Origin of the sequence: Bradyrhizobium sp., assembly GCF_035701725.1 — a bacterium.
Taxonomy (GTDB): Bacteria; Pseudomonadota; Alphaproteobacteria; order Rhizobiales; family Xanthobacteraceae; genus Bradyrhizobium.
In genome coordinates this window covers 1-16963 of sequence record NZ_DASSRP010000398.1, presented here as the reverse complement: position 1 = coordinate 16963, position 16963 = coordinate 1, and the positions used below count along the sequence as shown (strand labels likewise).

13 protein-coding genes, 1 other RNA gene and 1 pseudogene are annotated in these 16963 nt (G+C 64.1%); 5 read left to right on the top strand and 10 right to left on the bottom strand.

What is annotated here, in order from left to right:
- The 3 genes and pseudogenes from VFL62_RS24140 to rsmH all read right to left on the bottom strand — a co-directional run.
- Positions 1-721 (bottom strand): annotated as a pseudogene (locus VFL62_RS24140) (penicillin-binding protein 2); the annotation flags it as partial.
- Positions 718-1110: a cell division protein FtsL gene (gene ftsL / locus VFL62_RS24135; RefSeq protein ID WP_325174905.1), complete on the bottom strand. Its 393-nt coding sequence runs from the start codon at positions 1108-1110 to the stop codon at positions 718-720. The gene ftsL and the pseudogene VFL62_RS24140, both read right to left, overlap by 4 nt.
- Positions 1111-1113: 3 nt before the next feature.
- Entirely contained in the window at positions 1114-2115 is a 1002-nt protein-coding gene (rsmH, locus tag VFL62_RS24130; RefSeq protein WP_325174904.1) for a 16S rRNA (cytosine(1402)-N(4))-methyltransferase RsmH, read from the bottom strand.
- 672 nt (positions 2116-2787) lie between these two features.
- Between rsmH and VFL62_RS24125 the strand changes: the two genes are divergently transcribed.
- Positions 2788-3570, top strand: a complete 783-nt coding sequence (locus VFL62_RS24125; protein ID WP_325174907.1) for an N-acetylmuramoyl-L-alanine amidase — start codon at positions 2788-2790, stop codon at positions 3568-3570.
- A 341-nt stretch (positions 3571-3911) separates the two neighbouring features.
- Positions 3912-5564, top strand: a complete 1653-nt coding sequence (locus VFL62_RS24120) for a carbamoyltransferase family protein (protein WP_414644831.1) — start codon at positions 3912-3914, stop codon at positions 5562-5564.
- 131 nt (positions 5565-5695) lie between these two features.
- On the opposite strand, the gene VFL62_RS24115 is transcribed toward VFL62_RS24120, so the two are convergent.
- Both VFL62_RS24115 and VFL62_RS24110 read right to left on the bottom strand, forming a co-directional pair.
- Positions 5696-6964 carry an RNA polymerase sigma factor gene (locus tag VFL62_RS24115; protein ID WP_325174902.1) on the bottom strand — a complete coding sequence of 423 codons (1269 nt, stop codon included), beginning with the start codon at positions 6962-6964 and terminating at the stop codon, positions 5696-5698.
- A gap of 9 nt (positions 6965-6973) precedes the next feature.
- On the bottom strand, positions 6974-7330 hold the full coding sequence (locus tag VFL62_RS24110) for a YciI family protein (RefSeq protein ID WP_325174901.1): 357 nt from the start codon (positions 7328-7330) through the stop codon (positions 6974-6976).
- A gap of 149 nt (positions 7331-7479) precedes the next feature.
- Between VFL62_RS24110 and rnpB the strand changes: the two genes are divergently transcribed.
- From rnpB to VFL62_RS24095, 3 genes are all read left to right on the top strand, one after another.
- An RNA gene (rnpB, locus tag VFL62_RS24105) (RNase P RNA component class A) lies at positions 7480-7889 on the top strand.
- A 153-nt stretch (positions 7890-8042) separates the two neighbouring features.
- The gene (locus tag VFL62_RS24100) at positions 8043-8555 is read left to right on the top strand and encodes a hypothetical protein (protein ID WP_325174900.1); all 513 of its coding nucleotides are present in this window, start codon (positions 8043-8045) and stop codon (positions 8553-8555) included.
- A gap of 3 nt (positions 8556-8558) precedes the next feature.
- Positions 8559-9302: a sulfite exporter TauE/SafE family protein gene (locus VFL62_RS24095; RefSeq protein WP_325174899.1), complete on the top strand. Its 744-nt coding sequence runs from the start codon at positions 8559-8561 to the stop codon at positions 9300-9302.
- A gap of 28 nt (positions 9303-9330) precedes the next feature.
- Here VFL62_RS24095 and VFL62_RS24090 read toward each other — a convergent pair whose 3' ends face one another.
- The 5 genes from VFL62_RS24090 to VFL62_RS24070 all read right to left on the bottom strand — a co-directional run bounded on the left by VFL62_RS24090 (position 9331) and on the right by VFL62_RS24070 (position 16935).
- Positions 9331-11145: an ABC transporter ATP-binding protein gene (locus VFL62_RS24090; protein WP_325174898.1), complete on the bottom strand. Its 1815-nt coding sequence runs from the start codon at positions 11143-11145 to the stop codon at positions 9331-9333.
- Between the two features lie 314 nt (positions 11146-11459).
- Positions 11460-12959 (bottom strand): MBOAT family protein, encoded by a 1500-nt coding sequence (locus VFL62_RS24085; protein ID WP_325174897.1) that lies wholly within the window; start codon positions 12957-12959, stop codon positions 11460-11462.
- A gap of 10 nt (positions 12960-12969) precedes the next feature.
- Complete coding sequence (locus tag VFL62_RS24080) at positions 12970-13944, bottom strand: hypothetical protein (protein WP_325174896.1); 975 nt, start codon at positions 13942-13944, stop codon at positions 12970-12972.
- 64 nt (positions 13945-14008) lie between these two features.
- The gene (locus VFL62_RS24075; protein WP_325174895.1) at positions 14009-15592 is read right to left on the bottom strand and encodes a DHA2 family efflux MFS transporter permease subunit; all 1584 of its coding nucleotides are present in this window, start codon (positions 15590-15592) and stop codon (positions 14009-14011) included.
- A gap of 92 nt (positions 15593-15684) precedes the next feature.
- Positions 15685-16935 carry an HlyD family secretion protein gene (locus VFL62_RS24070; protein WP_414644832.1) on the bottom strand — a complete coding sequence of 417 codons (1251 nt, stop codon included), beginning with the start codon at positions 16933-16935 and terminating at the stop codon, positions 15685-15687.
- Positions 16936-16963 lie beyond the last annotated feature (28 nt).

Sequence of the window (16963 nt, the reverse complement as noted above, 5' to 3'; positions counted from 1 at the left end):
CTTTGAGCAACTCGTCGCGCAACGCGTGCTCGACGCGCAAGTCCACCGACAGTTCAATCGGCCGCTGCAGACGGTCGGTGGCGAAGCCCGCGCGATGCAGATCGGCCAGACCATTATTGTCCAGCCACTTCTCCATCCCGGCGATGCCCTGGTTGTCGATGTTGACGAGGCCGATCAGGTGCGCGACCTCGTTGCCGGTCGGATAGACGCGCTTGTTCTCGCGCAGGAAGCCGATGCCGGGAATTCCGAGCCGGTGAATTTCCTGCTGCTGCTGCGGGGTAATTTCGCGCTTGAGCCAGACGAAGCCTTTGCGGCCCGACAGGCGCTCGCGCGTTTCGATGGTGTCGAGATCGGGCAAGGTCGCGGTCAGAAGTTCGATGGCCTCGTCCTTGTCAATGATGCGGCGCGGTTCGCCGAACAGGCTGGGTGCCTTGACGTCGGTTGCGAGAATTTCGCCGTTGCGGTCGACGATGTCCGGCCGCGCGGTCGCAATCGCATCCTGCGTGGCGCTGCGCCGTGCACTGTGGCTGTCGGTACCGGTCGCAAACATCACAAGCCGGCCTCCGATCACGGCATAGACCGCGACAAAGGCCAGCATCACGAAGCCGACGCGGGCGCGCGCTTTGGCGGCGCGGTCGACATTGCGCCCGTAAAGCAGGCTGCGGACCAGCCGCTGGCGCCAGGGTTCGCGTTGTTGCAGGGCAGGCAGGCGAGCGGTCATCGCTGTCCCTCCTGGGCCGGGATCGAACCCGTCGTCGCCGGCGCATCGGACGATGCTTCGATGGTTTCGAGCATCGAACCGATCGGATCGGGATCGCCGGGTTTCACGAGGCTCGGCGGCCGATCAGGCAGGTTCTTGAGGGAATCGTATTGGGTGGCGTTGAGCGGCTTGAGGGGCAGGTGACGCTCGGTGAGCCCTTGCAGCCGCAGCGGCGAATCGAGCTTGGCCCATTCGGCACGCAACACCGCGATCGCATCGCGCTCTTCGCGAATTTGCGCGCGCAGCCGCAGCACACGCTCTGTGCGCTCGGTCGATTCCATCTTGATCCGGTAGACATAGGCGGCGGCGAACACCAAAGCGCCGATCACAAGGAGATGGATGATGCGCATGGCTCAGCCTCCCCTCATCACGCTGGCCAGCGTCGGCCACTCCGGCAATTCGCCGCGGCGATGGGCCGGCGCCTCGGTGCGCGCGGCGGCGCGCAATTTCGCGGACCGCGCCCGCGGATTGGCGGCGACCTCGTCCTCGCCGGCGACGACCGGCCGCTTGGTGAGAATGGCAAAGCTCGGGGCGACCTGCGCGGCTTCGGGCTGATGCCGTGAGCCGCCGCCGGTCCTGGCACGCTCGCCAAGGAAGTTCTTGACGATGCGGTCTTCCAGCGAATGGAACGACACCACGACCAGCCGCCCGCCGGGCTTGAGCACGCGCTCAGCCGCGGCAAGCGCCAGATGCAGTTCGTCCAGTTCGCCGTTGACGAAGATCCGCAAGCCCTGAAACGTTCGCGTCGCCGGGTGAATATCGCCTGGCTTGGCGCGAACGACCCGGGCCACGAGATCGGCGAGCGCGCGGGTCGATGTGATCGGGGCCTCCTTGCGCGCGGCGACGATCGCCCGCGCCACAGCGCGCGAGTGACGTTCTTCGCCGAAGATATAGATGATGTTGGCGAGATTGGCCTCCGAGGCTTTGGCGATCACGTCCGCCGCGCTGACGCCGTCCTGCCCCATCCGCATGTCGAGCGGACCGTCGTTGCGGAACGAAAAGCCGCGCGCGGCTCCATCGAGCTGCATCGAGGACACGCCGATATCCATGACGACGCCGTCGACCGCGTCCACGCCTTGCGCGGCACAGACTTCGGCGAGGTTGGAGAAGCGGTCCTCGACCAGCGTCAGGCGTCCGTCCGAGCGATCGACAAGATCGAACCCGCCGGCAATCGCAGTGCGGTCGCGGTCGATGCCGATGACGCGCGCGTTCGGGATTTGCAGGATCGCCCGGCTATAGCCGCCGGCGCCGAAGGTCGCATCGACATAGACCCCGCCCTGGCGCGGAGCCAGCCAGGCGAGCACCTCGCGCCCGAGCACGGGAATGTGACGCGAACGCTCGGCCGGCTCGGTCATGACGGGTCTCCCGGCAAGAGCCGGAGCCGGAGCCGAACAGGGAACTCGGAGGCTTGGCAGTCCATGGCGCCTCGATAACAGACTTTTGCCTCGGCCATCCGGCGCTACGGAGCGACGTAAAGACGGAATTCGTGGGCCAGCCAGCCTGATCCGCGCCCAGCCTCGCAGCTTCGCCGAAACGTGCGGCGTCCCTTCCTGCGACCCTGGGATTCGAACAGGCACGTCAAACCTATGCTTCAAGCCCCCACCGCCGGTTCCCGACCCGGCCTCAAGGCGCGCGGCACGGCGTAGCCCCAAGCCGGCGGCGCCAACCAGGCCGAAAACCGGGCACAGCTCTTCACCAGTTAGTAACGACAGGTAGCGTTAAGAAAGCGTTGACGACCCCGCAGACCGATCAGCGACCGGCTTTCCGAATGCCTCAAGCGCCCAGTTATCCACCGGTGCACCGGGAAGTGATGCGTTCCGCACACAGTTGGGCAAAATGCAGGCGCGAATCCGGCTATGAGATTGCGTGCCCACCAACGTGGGAGAATAGTGGCGGGATATTTTGAAAATATGCCGTTGCCGTTGTCCTGCCTGCTTTTGAGTAGTGATATGTCGCTCGGTTCGTTCGCATCTCCTGTTCCTGATTCGAAGCGGCGCGCCACCCCGCTGCCCCGGCCGATCGCGAACATGCAGACCTTCAATCCCGATTCCTCAATCGCCTCCGACGTCATCCCGTCGGCCAATTTCGGCGAGCGGAACAAGGGCCGAACCCCGGATATGATCCTGCTGCACTACACGGGCATGCCCGACGTCCAGGGTGCGATCGCCCAGCTTTGCACGGCCGGCACCGACGTCTCGGCGCATTACATCGTCCTGGAAGACGGCCGCATCATCCAATGCGTGCCGGAATCCAAGCGCGCCTGGCATGCCGGCGTCGCCACCTGGGCCGGCGAGGACGACATCAACTCCTGTTCGATCGGTGTTGAAATCGTCAACCGCGGGCACGATTGGGGCTATCCTGAATATCCGCTGCGCCAGATTGCAGCCGTCATCGCACTGTGCCGCGGCATCATGCTTCGCCGCAACGTGCCCTCGCACCGGGTGCTGGGGCATTCGGACGTTGCGCCCTCGCGCAAGAAAGACCCCGGCGAAAAATTTCCATGGCATTCGATGGCCAATTCCGGCGTCGGCCACTGGGTTCAGCCGGCGCCGATCGTGCGCAGCGAAGGGCTCAAGCTGGGCACGATCAGCGACGCGGTGCGCGATCTGCAACTGGCGCTCGCCCGCTACGGCTACGGCGTTCCCGTCACCGGCAAATACGACACCACGACGATGGAAGTGGTCACCGCCTTCCAGCGTCATTTCCGCCCCGCACGGGTCGACGGCGTGGCCGATCATTCGACGCTGGTCACGCTGCAATCGCTGCTTGCCAGCCTGCCGGCGGATGCCACGGCGGCCGCGACAACTTAACGCCCAATTGCCGCCAATAACTGCCGTTGACTCCCATCATTTCGGCACGGGAGAATGAGGCCCTTTCAACAATCCGTCGCGGGATCCGGACGCGACGGCGAATGCCTGGGCTCGTTTATTTTGGCGACTGCGTTCAGCCCTGGTTCAGCACAGCAGGACGATCCAAGACATCGGGAATTGAACCGCGGGCATAGCCCTGATTACAAAGGGTTAGCCCCCCGGAGCATCTGCCCGGCGGTCCGATTCCGGGCGGCTGTTGCCGTGGAACAGGCGACCGTCGCCCGCTGAAGTCAGGAATGGGAGGAGTGGAGTAAGTGGCAAACGTCCTTGGAATTAACTGCGTGTACCACGAGTCGGCCGCGGCGCTGCTCGTCGACGGCAAGCTGGTCGCGGCGGTGGAGGAAGAGCGGTTCAACCGCATCAAGCACGGCAAGGAAGCGAGCTTCGACAACCCGCACCAACTGCCCGAGCGCGCGATCCGCTACTGTTTGAAGGCCGCCGGGCTCACCGCGCGCGACATCGATCAGGTCGGATACTCCTTCGATCCCAAGCGGCGCCAAAAATCGTATCGGCGCGAATGGTGGGACCCCAAGTTCGAAGAGACCTTCCGCCTTCGCATCGGTCAGGTGCCGGCAGCCCTCGACGAACTGTTTGGACGCACGCTCGGCAAGAAACTGCATTTCGTTTCCCACCATCTGGCGCATGCCGCTTCGGCCTATTTTCCTTCGGGCTTCGACCGCGCCGCCGTTCTCACCATCGACGGCATCGGCGAGACCGCCGGCGCATCGCTCGCCAAAGCGGTCGGCACCAGCGTCAAGGAAGTCGAGATCTTCGACTACCCGCATTCCCTGGGTTTCCTGTGGGAATTGTTCTCCGGCTATCTCGGCTTCTCGCATTACGACGCCTCAAAGACCATGGGGCTTGCCGCCTACGGCAATCCCGCGGTCTACCGGGAAAAATTTCAATCGATCATTCGCTCCGAGCAGGAGAATTTCGGAATAGCGCAAGGCTTCCTCGGCATGACGGCGGAAAGCCATGACAAGGTCGTGGCCTTGTTCGGCCCGCCGCGCCAGGAGGACGATCCGTTTGAACCAAGACACGGCGACATCGCGGCCGCACTTCAGGAGGCGACGGATGCCGCCGTGATGGCGCTGATCCGCCGCATCAAGCATCTTGTGCCGTTCGAAAACCTCTGCCTCGCCGGCGGTGTCGGCCTCAATTGCGTCGCCAACGAGGTGGCGCAGAAATCAGGCGAGTTCGCCAATCTCTTCATTCCATCGGCGCCGCATGACGCCGGCACCGCGATCGGCGCCGCCTTCGCGGTGCACGTCGACACGCAGAAAAAACCGCCGCAGCGCGGCTACTCGACGCCCTATCTCGGCCCGTCGTTCAACCGGCGCGAGATCGAGGCTGCGATCAAGGCATCGGGTCTGAAGGCGCGGCGAAGCAAATCGCCGGCAAGCGAGGCCGCCAAGATGATCGCCGACGGCAAGATCGTCGCCTGGTTTCAGGGGCGGATGGAGTTCGGCCCGCGTGCGCTCGGCAACCGCTCGCTGCTGGCCGATCCACGCCGGCCGGAGATGCGCGATATCCTCAACCAAAAGGTCAAGCACCGCGAGGACTTCCGCCCGTTCGCGCCGAGCGTGCTCGCCGAACACGCCGACGACTGGTTCGACGTCGGACCGCGTTCGGCAAGCCACGAGTTCATGCTGTTCACGCCGAAGGTCAATGCCGACAAGCTCGACCGCATCCCGGCGGTCGTACACAAGGACGGCACTGCCCGCGTCCAGCTCGTCAGCCGCAAGCTCAACCCGCGCTATCACGAACTGATTTCGGCGTTCCACAAGCTGACCGGCGTGCCCATCGTCGTCAACACCTCCTTCAACGACAGCGAGCCGATCGTGTGCACGCCGACCGATGCGATCGTCACCTTCCGCAAATCCGGCATCGACGCGCTCGTCATCGACGACATGGTTCTAGTGTCCCAGTCCTGACATTCGTATCCTGTCGCGGCGGGCACTATTACGAATGTCAGGACCAAAGGGACACCAGCGAATATATAATTCCAGTGTGGCTTTGACTCTGACGTTGCTTCCGAGAGCTCGCAGCACCCCTGAAAGGAACGTCAGTGTCGCCACACCAGCGGCGAAGAGCTGACGCAATCGAGTTCGGCCAGTCTGCGCGCATAGAGCCGTCGCAACGGTTCGAGCTGCGTGGCGACCGTTGCCTCAAGGTAAGCCTCGCGCGCCGCCTGATGCCGGCCGAGCCGGCGCAGCAGGTCGGCGCGCACCGCCGGCAACAGTTCATAGCCGTCGAGCGCGCCGCGGGCCTGCAAGGCCTCGATCAGATCGAGCGCACGCGCCGGACCATCGACCATCGAAATGGCGGCAGCGTGATTGAGTTCGATCACCGGTGACGGGCTGATCCGCAGCAGCACCTCGTAGAGGCCGGCGATCTGTTTCCAGTCGGTATCCGCGTGGCCTGGCGCCTGCGCATGGAGCGCTGCGATCGCGGCCTGCACCGCGTAAGGTTCCGGCAAGCCCGGCAGTTGCAACGCCTCATCCACAAGACGCAGCCCTTCGGCGATCTGGTTCCGATCCCAGAGCGAGCGGTCCTGCTCTTCGAGCAGCACAATGTCGCCCGCCTCGGTCTGCCGCCCGGCGCGACGCGCATCGTGCAGCAGCATCAAGGCGAGCAGGCCCTTCACCTCGCGGCGGCCGGGCATCAGGCGATCGAGCAGACGCGCCAGCCGGATCGCTTCACGCGCGAGATCAGGCCGCATCAACGCCTCGCCGGAGGTTGCGACATAGCCTTCGGTGAAAACCAGATAGATCACCGCGAGCACGCCGCGCAGCCGCTGCGCCAGCGCGTCGCGATCGGGCACCTCGTAGGGAATGCCCGCAAGCTTGATCTTCTGCTTGGCGCGGACCAGGCGCTGGCCCATCGCTTCCTCGCTCACCAAAAAGGCGCGCGCAGTTTGCGCATTGGAGAGCCCGCAGACGGTACGCAGCGTCAAGGCGACCTGCACTTCGGCCGCGAACGACGGATGGCAGCAGGTGAAAATCAGCCGCAGCATGTCATCGTCGAGGACGGCACTGTCTTCCTCCGGCAAGCACACAGCGTTCAGCAGCGTCTCGTGGGTCAACTCGGCCGCTTTCTGGCGAAAGGCGACTTGCCGGCGGATGCGGTCGATCGCCTTGTTGCGCGCGACGCTGACCAGCCAGGCCCGCGGGTTGGCCGGCATCTCGGCCGAAGACCAGCGTTCCAGCGCGGCCGCGAACGCCTCCTGGAGCACGTCTTCGGCGAGATCGAAATCGCCGACGAGACGGATCAGCGTGGCAAGCGCCCGCCCCGTCTCGTCGCGAAAGATTTTTTCGATCTCGGCTGGGGTCATCCTTCGCCGTCAGTTATACACCCAGATCGGGCGGACCTCGATCGAACCATACCCATATTTTGCGCTCGGAATGCGTGCGGCGATGCCGATCGCAGTGTCGAGATCCTTGGCTTCGATCAAGTAGTAGCCACCGAGTTGCTCGCGGGTCTCGGCAAACGGGCCGTCGGTGGTGAGCATCTTGCCGTCACGGACCCGCACCGTGGTCGCGGTCGATGTCGGTTGCAGCCGGTCACCGGCCTTGAAGTTGCCGCTCTGGATGATGGACTGCGTGAAGGCCTGAAATTCCGCCATCATCTTCTGGCCGGTTGCCGCATCGAGCTTGGCATACTCAGCTTCGTTCGAGTAAATCATCAGCAAATACTGCATCGCTCTGCTCCCATTGGATCGGCGTTATTGCCGACATCTAGTCGAAGAGGCCTGCCGCCAAACGACATCTTCACGATAATTATTTTTGGCTCGCGTTTGGCCGGGCTAACCGCTTGACGGCCTCCGCCATAAACCCCATGCCTTAACCGTCAGTCGGCCGGACGGCCGCTCCCCTCAAAAGGAGAGGAAAGTCCGGGCTCCATCGACATACGGTGCCGGATAACTTCCGGCGGGGGCAACCCCAGGGAAAGTGCCACAGAGAACGAACCGCTTCCTCCTTCGGGAGGCAGTAAGGGTGAAAAGGTGCGGTAAGAGCGCACCGCGGGTCCGGCAACGGAACCGGCAAGGTAAACCCCACCGGGAGCAAGACCGAATAGGGATGGCAACGCGGGTCGTTCGCGAAAGCGATAATGCCCGCGGGAGCGATGTCAGGCTCGCCGTCCGGGTAGGTTGCTCGAGGCCATGCGCAAGCCTGGTCCCAGAGGAATGGCCGTCACGTCTTGTTCGCGGCAACGCGGGCAAGGCCCTACAGAACCCGGCTTACAGGCCGGCTGATGCTGATCAACGAGGGGTTCGGCGGAAATCCGCCGGGCCCCTCGCCATTTTGGGGCCTGTCCCGCCGACCACCGCCGTCCCTTCTTTGCCTTGCGAGCGCCATATCGGCGCTCTATTGCTTGCAAGATCGGCCGGACCACCGGTCAGGGGGAACCTCTTGAGCCGCGCATTGTGTCGCATCCGGGTCGCGTTCGCGCTCGCAGCCATCGCGGTCGCTGCTGCCGGATGCACGGCTGCGAACAACGCGACGTCAGCGCAGGCCTCGGCTCAAAGCGAGCAGCCGTACAAGACCATGTACGGCATCACCAGCGAGGGCACGACCACCGATCTCTACACCGAATTCTTCGGCTCGCGCCAAACCCAACCTGCGCCCGCAACGACGGTTGCCACCGCGCAGCCAGTCCCGCCTGTCGATGCGCAACCGGCCGCACCCGTTCAGCCGAACGCGGTAGGCCCGAGTCCAGCACGATCGGGACGGACCACACCGGCGAGCCGCGCGCCTCAGCCGGCTGCGCCGCAGCCAGCTCCCGTGCAAGTCGCACAACAACCCGCCCCGCCCGCGCCGCCGCCGGAGCCGGACGCTCCGACCGCCTACGGCATCCCCTCCGGTGGTCATACCACCGATCTTTACACCGCGATCTTCGGACCCCGGCGCAACGACGGCCAATAAAAAATGAACGCAATGACGGTTGCGGTGCTGTTGTTCGGCGCGCTGGCCGGCGGCTTTGTATCGGGGCTTGCGGGTTTCGGCACCGCACTGATGGCGCTCGGCATCTGGCTTTATGTCGTGAAGCCCGATGTGGCGGTCCAGCTGGTGCTGATCTGCTCCATCATCGCCCAGACCTGGACCATGCCGTCGATCTGGCGGTCGATTGACTTCAAGCTGATATGGCCCTTCGTCGTCGGTGGCCTCGCCGGCGTGCCGGTCGGCACGCTCCTGGTCGCCTATGCCGACCCGCACCTGTTCAAACTGGCCGTCGGCATCCTGCTGCTGATCTTTCCGGCGGCGCTGTATTTCCAGCGCGCGCCGTTCGCCTCCGACATCGGCGGCAAGACCGCCGACACCGCCATCGGATTTGCCGGCGGCGTGCTTGGCGGCCTCGCCGGCCTGTCGGGTCCCGTTCCGATCCTGTGGGCGAGCATTCGCGGCTGGGGCAAGGATGCGCGCCGCGGCCTGTTCCAGACCTTCAACTGGACCATCCTCGCTGCCGCGCTGCTCGCGCAGGCAGGTTCCGGGCTGATCACGCGCGAAACCATGTGGCTCGCGCTTGTGGTATTGCCGGCAACGATCGGCGGTGCCTGGATCGGCGCCCGCACCTATCACGTCCTGAACGACGGCAACTTTCGCGACGTCGTGCTCGGCTTGCTGTTTCTGTCCGGCGTGACGCTGGTATGGAGCAGCCTGCCGTTGCCATAGCCGGCCGGCGGCCGCGATGCCTTTCGCATCACACCGCCGCCGCGCTGGTCGTAAGCTCGAAGGCCTGACGTTCGAACAGCCCCCGATAGACCCCTGCGCTTCGTCGGGTCAGCGCCGCATGGGTGCCCTGCTCGACGATCCTGCCCTGGTCGAAGACCAGGATCCGGTCGAGGCCGCGCACCGTCGAGAGGCGATGCGCGATCACGATCGAGGTCCGCCCCTTCATCAGCCGCTCCATCGCCTCCGTGATCAGCGCCTCCGATTCCGAATCCAGGCTCGAGGTCGCTTCGTCCAGGATCAGGATCGGCGCGTCGGCCAGGAACGCGCGCGCCAGCGCCACGCGTTGACGCTCGCCCCCTGAGAGCTTGATGCCGCGTTCGCCGACCAGCGTGCCGTAACCCTTCGGCAGCCGCCGGATGAAATCGTGCGCATTGGCGAGCCGCGCCGCGCGCTCGATTGCAGCCTCCCCGGCGTCGGGCCGGCCATAGGCGATGTTCTCGGCGAGCGAGCGGTGAAACAGGATCGGCTCCTGCTGCACGATGGCGATCTGGCTGCGCAGCGATTGTTGCGTCACCTCGGCAATGTTCTGCCCGTCGATCAGGATGCGTCCGCCCGAGACGTCGTACAGTCGCTGAAGCAGCTTGACGAACGTCGTCTTGCCCGAGCCGGACCGGCCGACGAGCCCGACACGCTCGCCGGCGCGAATGTCGACCGACAGGCCCGTATACAGCGGGGTCTGATGTCCACCGTAATGGAACGTCACGTCCTCAAACACGAGGTGACCGCTTGCGATCCGGATCGGAACCGCGCCGGGCGCATCGACGATGTCCATCGCCTCGTCATGGATCGCAACCAGCTCCTCCATGTCGTTCACCGAACGCTGCAGGTTGTTGATGTGCATGCCGACATCGCGCAGGTACGCGTGGATCACGTAATAGCTCGTGAGCACGTAAGTCACATCGCCCGGTGTGGCGCGGCCATAGATCCAGAGCAGCAAGGCGCCGCCGATCACAGAACCGCGCAGGCACAACAGAACCGCGAGCTGCGCGGCATTGGTGTAATTGTAGCGCAGCCAGGTGCGGTTCACGCGCCGTTGCCAGCGGCCCAGCACACGCGCCAGTCTCACGTCTTCGCGCGCTTCCGCGCCGAAGGACTTCACCACGGCGTTGCAGGTCAAGGCGTCGGCCAGCGTGCCGCCAACCTTGGTGTCCCAGGCGTTGGAGATCCGCGCCGCCGGCGCGATATATTGCGTCGAGAACAACACCGTCATCGGGACATAGACCAGCGTCCCCAATGCGGCGACCAGGCCAAGCAGCGTCCAATGCAATCCGAGCAGGATCATCGAGCCGAGCAGCACGATCAGCGACGGCAACAACGCCATCAATATCGTGTCGTTGTAGAGATCGAGCGCCCACATGCCGCGGGTGACCTTGCGCACGGTCGAGCCGGCAAAGCTGTTGGCGTGCCAGTCGGTCGAAAAGCGCTGCACGCGCGCGAAAGCCTCTCGCGCGACATCCGACATGATCCGCAGCGTGAACGGCACGATCGCCTGCATGCCGATAATCCGCAGCACGATCGATAGCAATCCGAGCGCGACGATGCCGCCGAAGGCGACGAACGCATCGTGCCGCGCACCATTCTGCGCCGTGCCGAGGGCAAGCGCGTCAACCAGGCGGCCGGAGTAAATCGGCATGAACAGATCGGCGACGGTCGCGCCGAGAAAACCGCCGGCCACCACGGCAGCCAGCCTCGGCTGCTTCAGCCAGTGGCCAAACACGAACGGAATGACGACGCGGATGGCAGCCGGCCTTTTTTTGGCGCTCTTCTTGGTTTCGGCAATCATGGCTCTCTTCCGCCCGCTTTCACACGCGCGACGGCTCCATTTGGACGCAACGCATTAAGGCAAGGCCTCGCGCGCGGCGAACTGAGTTTCAACGACTTGGGAAAAAGGACCGGGCCATCAGGTCCGATCGATGCTGTCGGTTAGCGGCCGTTAGCCGGCCCGCAGAGTATCCGGAAGACAAGCATCCAAGATTGGTTTCGGACGCAGGGATACGATCTGCGAAAATGTCGAAATCATGCAAATCTCCCCCGTTCGAGCCACGATGCCGCGCTTATAAAGCCATCGCTTCGGATTCGCAACACCGCGCCGAACACTCAAAATTGAAAATAGAGAAATTCGAGGCGCTGCCACATGCCAAACAGCGAGACCGCGATTGCCAGCGCCGATACCAGCGCCCAGACGAAATTCGGCCGCCAGCGCGGAGCGCGTGAGGCTTCCCGCGCGCGGCGGTATTCGCGATAGCCATAGAGTTCGGTCACGTTGGGCAGGCAAAGTGCGATCGCCAGCGCGAGCACGACCGCGGTGCCGCCGATCGCAAGCAGATATGTTTCGCCGACCACGATCGGCAAATCCATCAGCCGAAGAATGCCTGGCGAGTCGTAAGCCGAACTTCCGCCGCCGAGTCCAAACATCGCACGCAACATAGCGCACGCGCCGGCCACGGTCCTGGCGCGAAAGAACACCCAGGCGATCACGACCGCCGCAAACGTGACAGCCCACGCGGCGATATCGGCGAGATGATTGGAGGACGCGTCCTTCGCGGCGCCACGCCATCGCTGCCAGAGATGGTTGAGGCTGAGATAGATGCCGTGAAGGCCGCCCCAGATCAGGAAATTCCAGCCCGCACCGTGCCAGAGCCCGCCAAGCAGCATCGTCAGCATCAGATTGAGATAACGCCGCGCCTCGCCGAGCCGGTTGCCGCCGAGCGGAATATAGAGATAGTCGCGCAGAAAGCGCGACAGCGTGATGTGCCATCGCCGCCAGAAATCGATGATCGAGGTCGCCTTGTAGGGCGAACGGAAATTGACCGGCAGGCGGATGCCGAACAATAGCGCGAGCCCGATCGCCATGTCGGAATAGCCGGAAAAGTCGAAATAGATCTGCAGTGCGTAGCACAGCGTCGAAAGCCAGGCCCAATCCGGCGTGACCGCGCCGCCGGCATCGACATGGGCAAAGACCGGCGAAACGAATTGCGCCAGGTTGTCGGCAATCACCACCTTCTTGAACAGGCCGGCGGCGAAGATCGCTATTCCCCGCGCCGCGAGCACCGCCGAACGCGAGGTACGCCCGCGCTTGAACTGCGGGATCATCTCGGCGTGGTGAACCAGCGGCCCCGCGATCAGGTGCGGAAAGAACGACACGAACAGCGCATAGGCCACGACGTCGCGCTCGACCTTGGCGCCGCGCATCACATCGACCAGATAGGCGATCTGCTGAAATGTGAAGAAGGAGATGCCGAGCGGCAACACGACGTTGACGAGCGGCAGCGGCGCGCCGGTCAGCGCGTTGATGCTGTCGAAAATGAAATTGGTATATTTGAAATAGCCAAGCAGCGCGAGATTGAGCGCCACACCCAGTATGCCGACCGCGCGGCGGCGCGCGGCGTCCTCCATCAAGAGCCCGAGTGAAAAATTCGCCCCGATAGAGGCCAGCAGCAACACCAGATAGACCGGCTTCCACGCGCCGTAGAAAAACAGCGATGCGCCGGCCAGCACCAGAATGCCGGCGCGCGGCGAGTGTCGCCGCGCCGCGGCGAAGGCCAGGATCACCGCAGGCAGAAACTGAAACAGGAACGTATAGGACGAGAACAGCATCGCGGATGACTTAGGGATTGAGCCGCGACATCAGATATCGCGTATAGATCGGAATGCCGGAGGTGTTGACGTGCATCTCGTCGGCATAGTTATCCGGCGCGATCCCCGGAACGGACGCGATATTGAGCACGTCGAAGCCGCAGGCGCGGCCTGCATTCGTCACCAGCGCCACATATTGATCGTCCTTTTCACGCCATGCGGCGTCCTTGGCGCGATCGTAACGCGGTGCCCAGGGTGGTATCACCACGGTGACCTTCCGCGCCAGCTTTGCCATGTCGCAGAGCGCACCGGTCTCCAAGCGCGCCTTGGGTCCGCCGATGTCCCAGTGGGCATAGTGCGGATGGGAACCGAGAGCGGCCGGCCAGCGGTTTTCCGGCTGCGAGTTATCGAGAAAGAACAGGCCCGACGCGGTCAGCGGCTGCACCGGATGGCCAGTATGTCTCTCGGATTCCAGCCGCGACGCGAAAGCCTCGCGGATGAATCGGATCAGCGTCGAGACGCGCAGCGGCAGATAGGTCGTCATTTGCCCGAACACGCCGAGCCGGGCGACGACATCCTGCGGATTAAACACGGCCTGACGTGCGCCATCGTTGAACACAAATGGCGAAACGCTGATGACGACCTGCGCGTTGCGAAAAAGTTCGCTCTCGCCGCGCATCACGGCAAGCAGCGCCAGCGGCTCGCCGGCGTCGTAGGCGATATTGACCGCCGAACCCTCCGGCTTGCCGAGCAACTGCGCCGCCAGGCGCGGATCGACCTGATAGAGCATGCGGCTGTCGCCGCCAAAAATCAGATCCGGATGCGATGCGAGCAGCGGCAGCTTGACCGCCAGATCGACGGGGATGTCATCGTGAACGCGGCTCGCGACCGCAAGCAGGCCCGCGAGCACCACGAGCCAGGCCGCGGCGGTCAGCACCAGCAGCGCCGCGATCCATCTCGCGGAGGCCGCTTGCGCGCGGTGGAACGGACTTGTGGCTGGCATCATGCGGCCGTTCAACCACGGATTCCCGCGCCAGACAACCGACCTGCCGATCACCTCAAAGCGACGACTAGTGCCCGCCGCCACCTGCGATTGCGGCCGGGTTCGGCTTCTTCAGCAGCACGACCATGACGCTGAGACCAACATAAAACAGCGTCAGCATGAAGAACGCGTCGCCATAACCCATCACTACGGCTTGCCGATGCACGATTTGCGATAATTGCTTGAGCGCCATCAGCGCGGCATCGCCCATGCCTTGCATGCGCTGGGTGAAATCGTTGAGTGTCTCGGTCGCGGTGATGTTGCCCCAGGTGACGCGGTCCTGAAGCCGTGAAATATGCAGATCGGTGCGATCGTTCAGCACCTCGTTGATGATCGCAAGGCCGACCGCGCCGCCGAGATTGCGCGTCAGGTTGAACAGGCCGGAGGCATTCTTGACGCGATCGGCTTCCAGCGTGCCGAGCGCAATCGTGTTGGTCGGCACCATCGCGCACATCATGCCGACGCCGCGCAGAATCTGCGGCAGCAACAACTCGTAGAAGTCGTAATCCCGCGTGATCCAGGTCATCTGATAGGAGCCGAGCGCAAAGATGACGAGGCCGAAAGCGATGATCAGGCGCATGTCGATCTTCTGCATCAGCCGCCCGACGACCGGGGCCATCAGGAACATCGTGATGCCGGAAACGAACATGGTCTCGCCGATCATCAGCGCGCTGTAGCCGCGCACTTCGGAGAGGTAGCGCGGATACATGTACGTCAACCCATAGAGACCGATGCCGACGCAGAACGAGATCAGGCAGCCGACGCCGAAATTGCGGTTCTTGAACGCCCTGATGTCGACGATCGGCTCGTTCGCCGTCAGCACGCGGTAGAAGAACGCGATGGCCGAGACGACGCAGATCGCGGCGCAGACCGCGACCGAGGTGTCCTGCAGCCACTCATATTGCGGCCCTTCCTCCAGCACATATTCCAGCGCGCCGAGAAATCCTGCCATCGCGATCAGGCCGAACCAGTCGAAATGCTCGAGCAATGCGAAGTTCGGCTCGTCGAAATCGACCAGTGCCAGGACGCCGACGGTGATGATGACGCCGGGCACCACGTTGATGAAGAACAGCCAGTGCCAGGACATCAGATCGGTGATGATGCCGCCGACCGTCGGACCGATCGTCGGCGCCAGCGTCGCGACGAGGCCGATGATCGGGCCGACGATGTAGAATTTCGAGCGCGGAAACACCGTATAGGCGGACGCGAACACGGTCGGAATCATGCCGGCGCCGAGAAAACCCTGGATCGCACGCCACAGGATCATCTGCTCGATCGTGGAGGCGAAGCCGCAAAGAAAACTCGCGACCGTGAAGCCGGCGGCCGAAATCGCAAACAAGAGTCGCGTGCCGAGCGCGCGCGACAGAAAGCCGGACAGCGGGATCGCGATCACCTCGGCGATCAGATACGCGGTCTGCACCCAGGAGACTTCGGTAGAGCTGGCGGAAAGGCCGGCCTGGATATCGGTAAGCGAGGCGGAGACGACCTGGATGTCCAGGATCGACATGAACATGCCGAACACCATGATCAGAAACGCCACCAGCCGCCGCGGCTCGATGCGCTCGGCCGGCGGGGCGATCATAGTTGGGTCGGCGGTGGTGGCGGTCGCCATGTTTGGTTCGATCCTGATCTATTCCGCACCGGAAGTGCGCTCCCTCTCCCTTGGGCAGAGGTGACGACTGTGGATGAAGCGCAGCCTCCGCATTACTGCGGATGAATCATGGTCGGCGAATCGAGGTCGGCCTCGCTCTCGGCATCCGCGGCGCCGTCGGTGGTGTCGACGGTGGCGTAGACCGACATGCCGGCGCGAAGCAGATTCTGCCGTGCGACGTCCTTGGGCACGCGAATTCGCACCGGCAGGCGCTGCACGATCTTGGTGAAGTTGCCGGTGGCGTTGTCGGGCGGCAGCAATGTGAACACCGAGCCCGCGGCCGGCGAGATGCTCTCGACGATCCCTGAGAACTTGCGATGGCCGTAGGCATCGACCGAGATCGTCACCGGCTGTCCGGGCCGGATGCGCTTTAACTGCGTTTCCTTGAAATTGGCGTCGATGAAGACCTCGTCGAGCGGCACCACGTTGCCGAGGCGCTGGCCGACCGCGATGAAATCGCCGGTGTTGACCATGCGGTTTGAAAAGGTGCCCTCGACCGGCGCGCGCACCGACGTGAAATCGAGGTCGCGTTCGGCCTTGGCAAGCGTGCTCTGCAATTCCATGAGCTGGGCGCGCGCTTCGGCCTGCTGCGCCTTCGCTACCTCGACATTGCTTTCCGCGGCATCGACGGCGGCGCGGGCCGACTTCACGGCGGCCATGCCCTGGTCGCGGCCGGCTTCGGAAACTTCGTAAGTCGCCCGCGAGGCGTAGCCTTTTTCGCTGAGCTGCTGCTGTCGATCGTAATCGAGACCGGCGCGCTTCAATCCGGCCTCGGCGGAGGCGAGTTGCGCCTTGGCCTGCTCGGCGGCGCTTTCCTGCGCGATCACCTGGCGGCCGAGCCGCTCGATCGTGGCCTGCTGGGTCGCAATCCGGCTGCGCGCCGCATCGACCGCGATCCGATAGTCGCCGTCATCGATCGTGGCAATGATGTCGCCGGCGCGCACGCGCATATTGTCGTTGACACGAACGTCGGTGACATAGCCCGCCACCTTGGCGGCTAGCGTCGCGTTATAGGCCTGGACGTAGGCATCGTCGGTCCACACCGTGAACCGGCCGACGGTGAGCCAGTGATAGCCGTACCACCCGGCGCTGCCGAGAACGGCCACCAGCAACACGCCCATGGTCAGTCGGCGCCGGGCGGACACGCGCCGCTTGCGTGCGGCGACCGGCGGCGCGACCGCTGCTTCGGCGGGGGCTTTCAGGACAGGAGCGGGCGCCGGGGCCACTGCTGGGGTTGGCATCGGCGGATCGGCAAGCTCCGCCGTCGGCGAAGTGGATTTCTGCTCGTCAGCTGCCGTCGGCACCCCAGCCCTCACATCACCCTGCGGCCAA

What these genes read in the sequence shown, in the direction of transcription:
- ftsL (WP_325174905.1), bottom strand. Translation starts at nt 1,110, where the DNA reads ATGCGCATCATCCATCTCCTTGTGATCGGCGCTTTGGTGTTCGCCGCC.
- rsmH (WP_325174904.1), bottom strand. Translation starts at nt 2,115, where the DNA reads ATGACCGAGCCGGCCGAGCGTTCGCGTCACATTCCCGTGCTCGGGCGC.
- VFL62_RS24125 (WP_325174907.1), top strand. Translation starts at nt 2,788, where the DNA reads ATGCAGACCTTCAATCCCGATTCCTCAATCGCCTCCGACGTCATCCCG.
- VFL62_RS24115 (WP_325174902.1), bottom strand. Translation starts at nt 6,964, where the DNA reads ATGACCCCAGCCGAGATCGAAAAAATCTTTCGCGACGAGACGGGGCGG.
- VFL62_RS24110 (WP_325174901.1), bottom strand. Translation starts at nt 7,330, where the DNA reads ATGCAGTATTTGCTGATGATTTACTCGAACGAAGCTGAGTATGCCAAG.
- VFL62_RS24095 (WP_325174899.1), top strand. Translation starts at nt 8,559, where the DNA reads ATGAACGCAATGACGGTTGCGGTGCTGTTGTTCGGCGCGCTGGCCGGC.
- VFL62_RS24090 (WP_325174898.1), bottom strand. Translation starts at nt 11,145, where the DNA reads ATGATTGCCGAAACCAAGAAGAGCGCCAAAAAAAGGCCGGCTGCCATC.
- VFL62_RS24085 (WP_325174897.1), bottom strand. Translation starts at nt 12,959, where the DNA reads ATGCTGTTCTCGTCCTATACGTTCCTGTTTCAGTTTCTGCCTGCGGTG.
- VFL62_RS24080 (WP_325174896.1), bottom strand. Translation starts at nt 13,944, where the DNA reads ATGATGCCAGCCACAAGTCCGTTCCACCGCGCGCAAGCGGCCTCCGCG.
- VFL62_RS24075 (WP_325174895.1), bottom strand. Translation starts at nt 15,592, where the DNA reads ATGGCGACCGCCACCACCGCCGACCCAACTATGATCGCCCCGCCGGCC.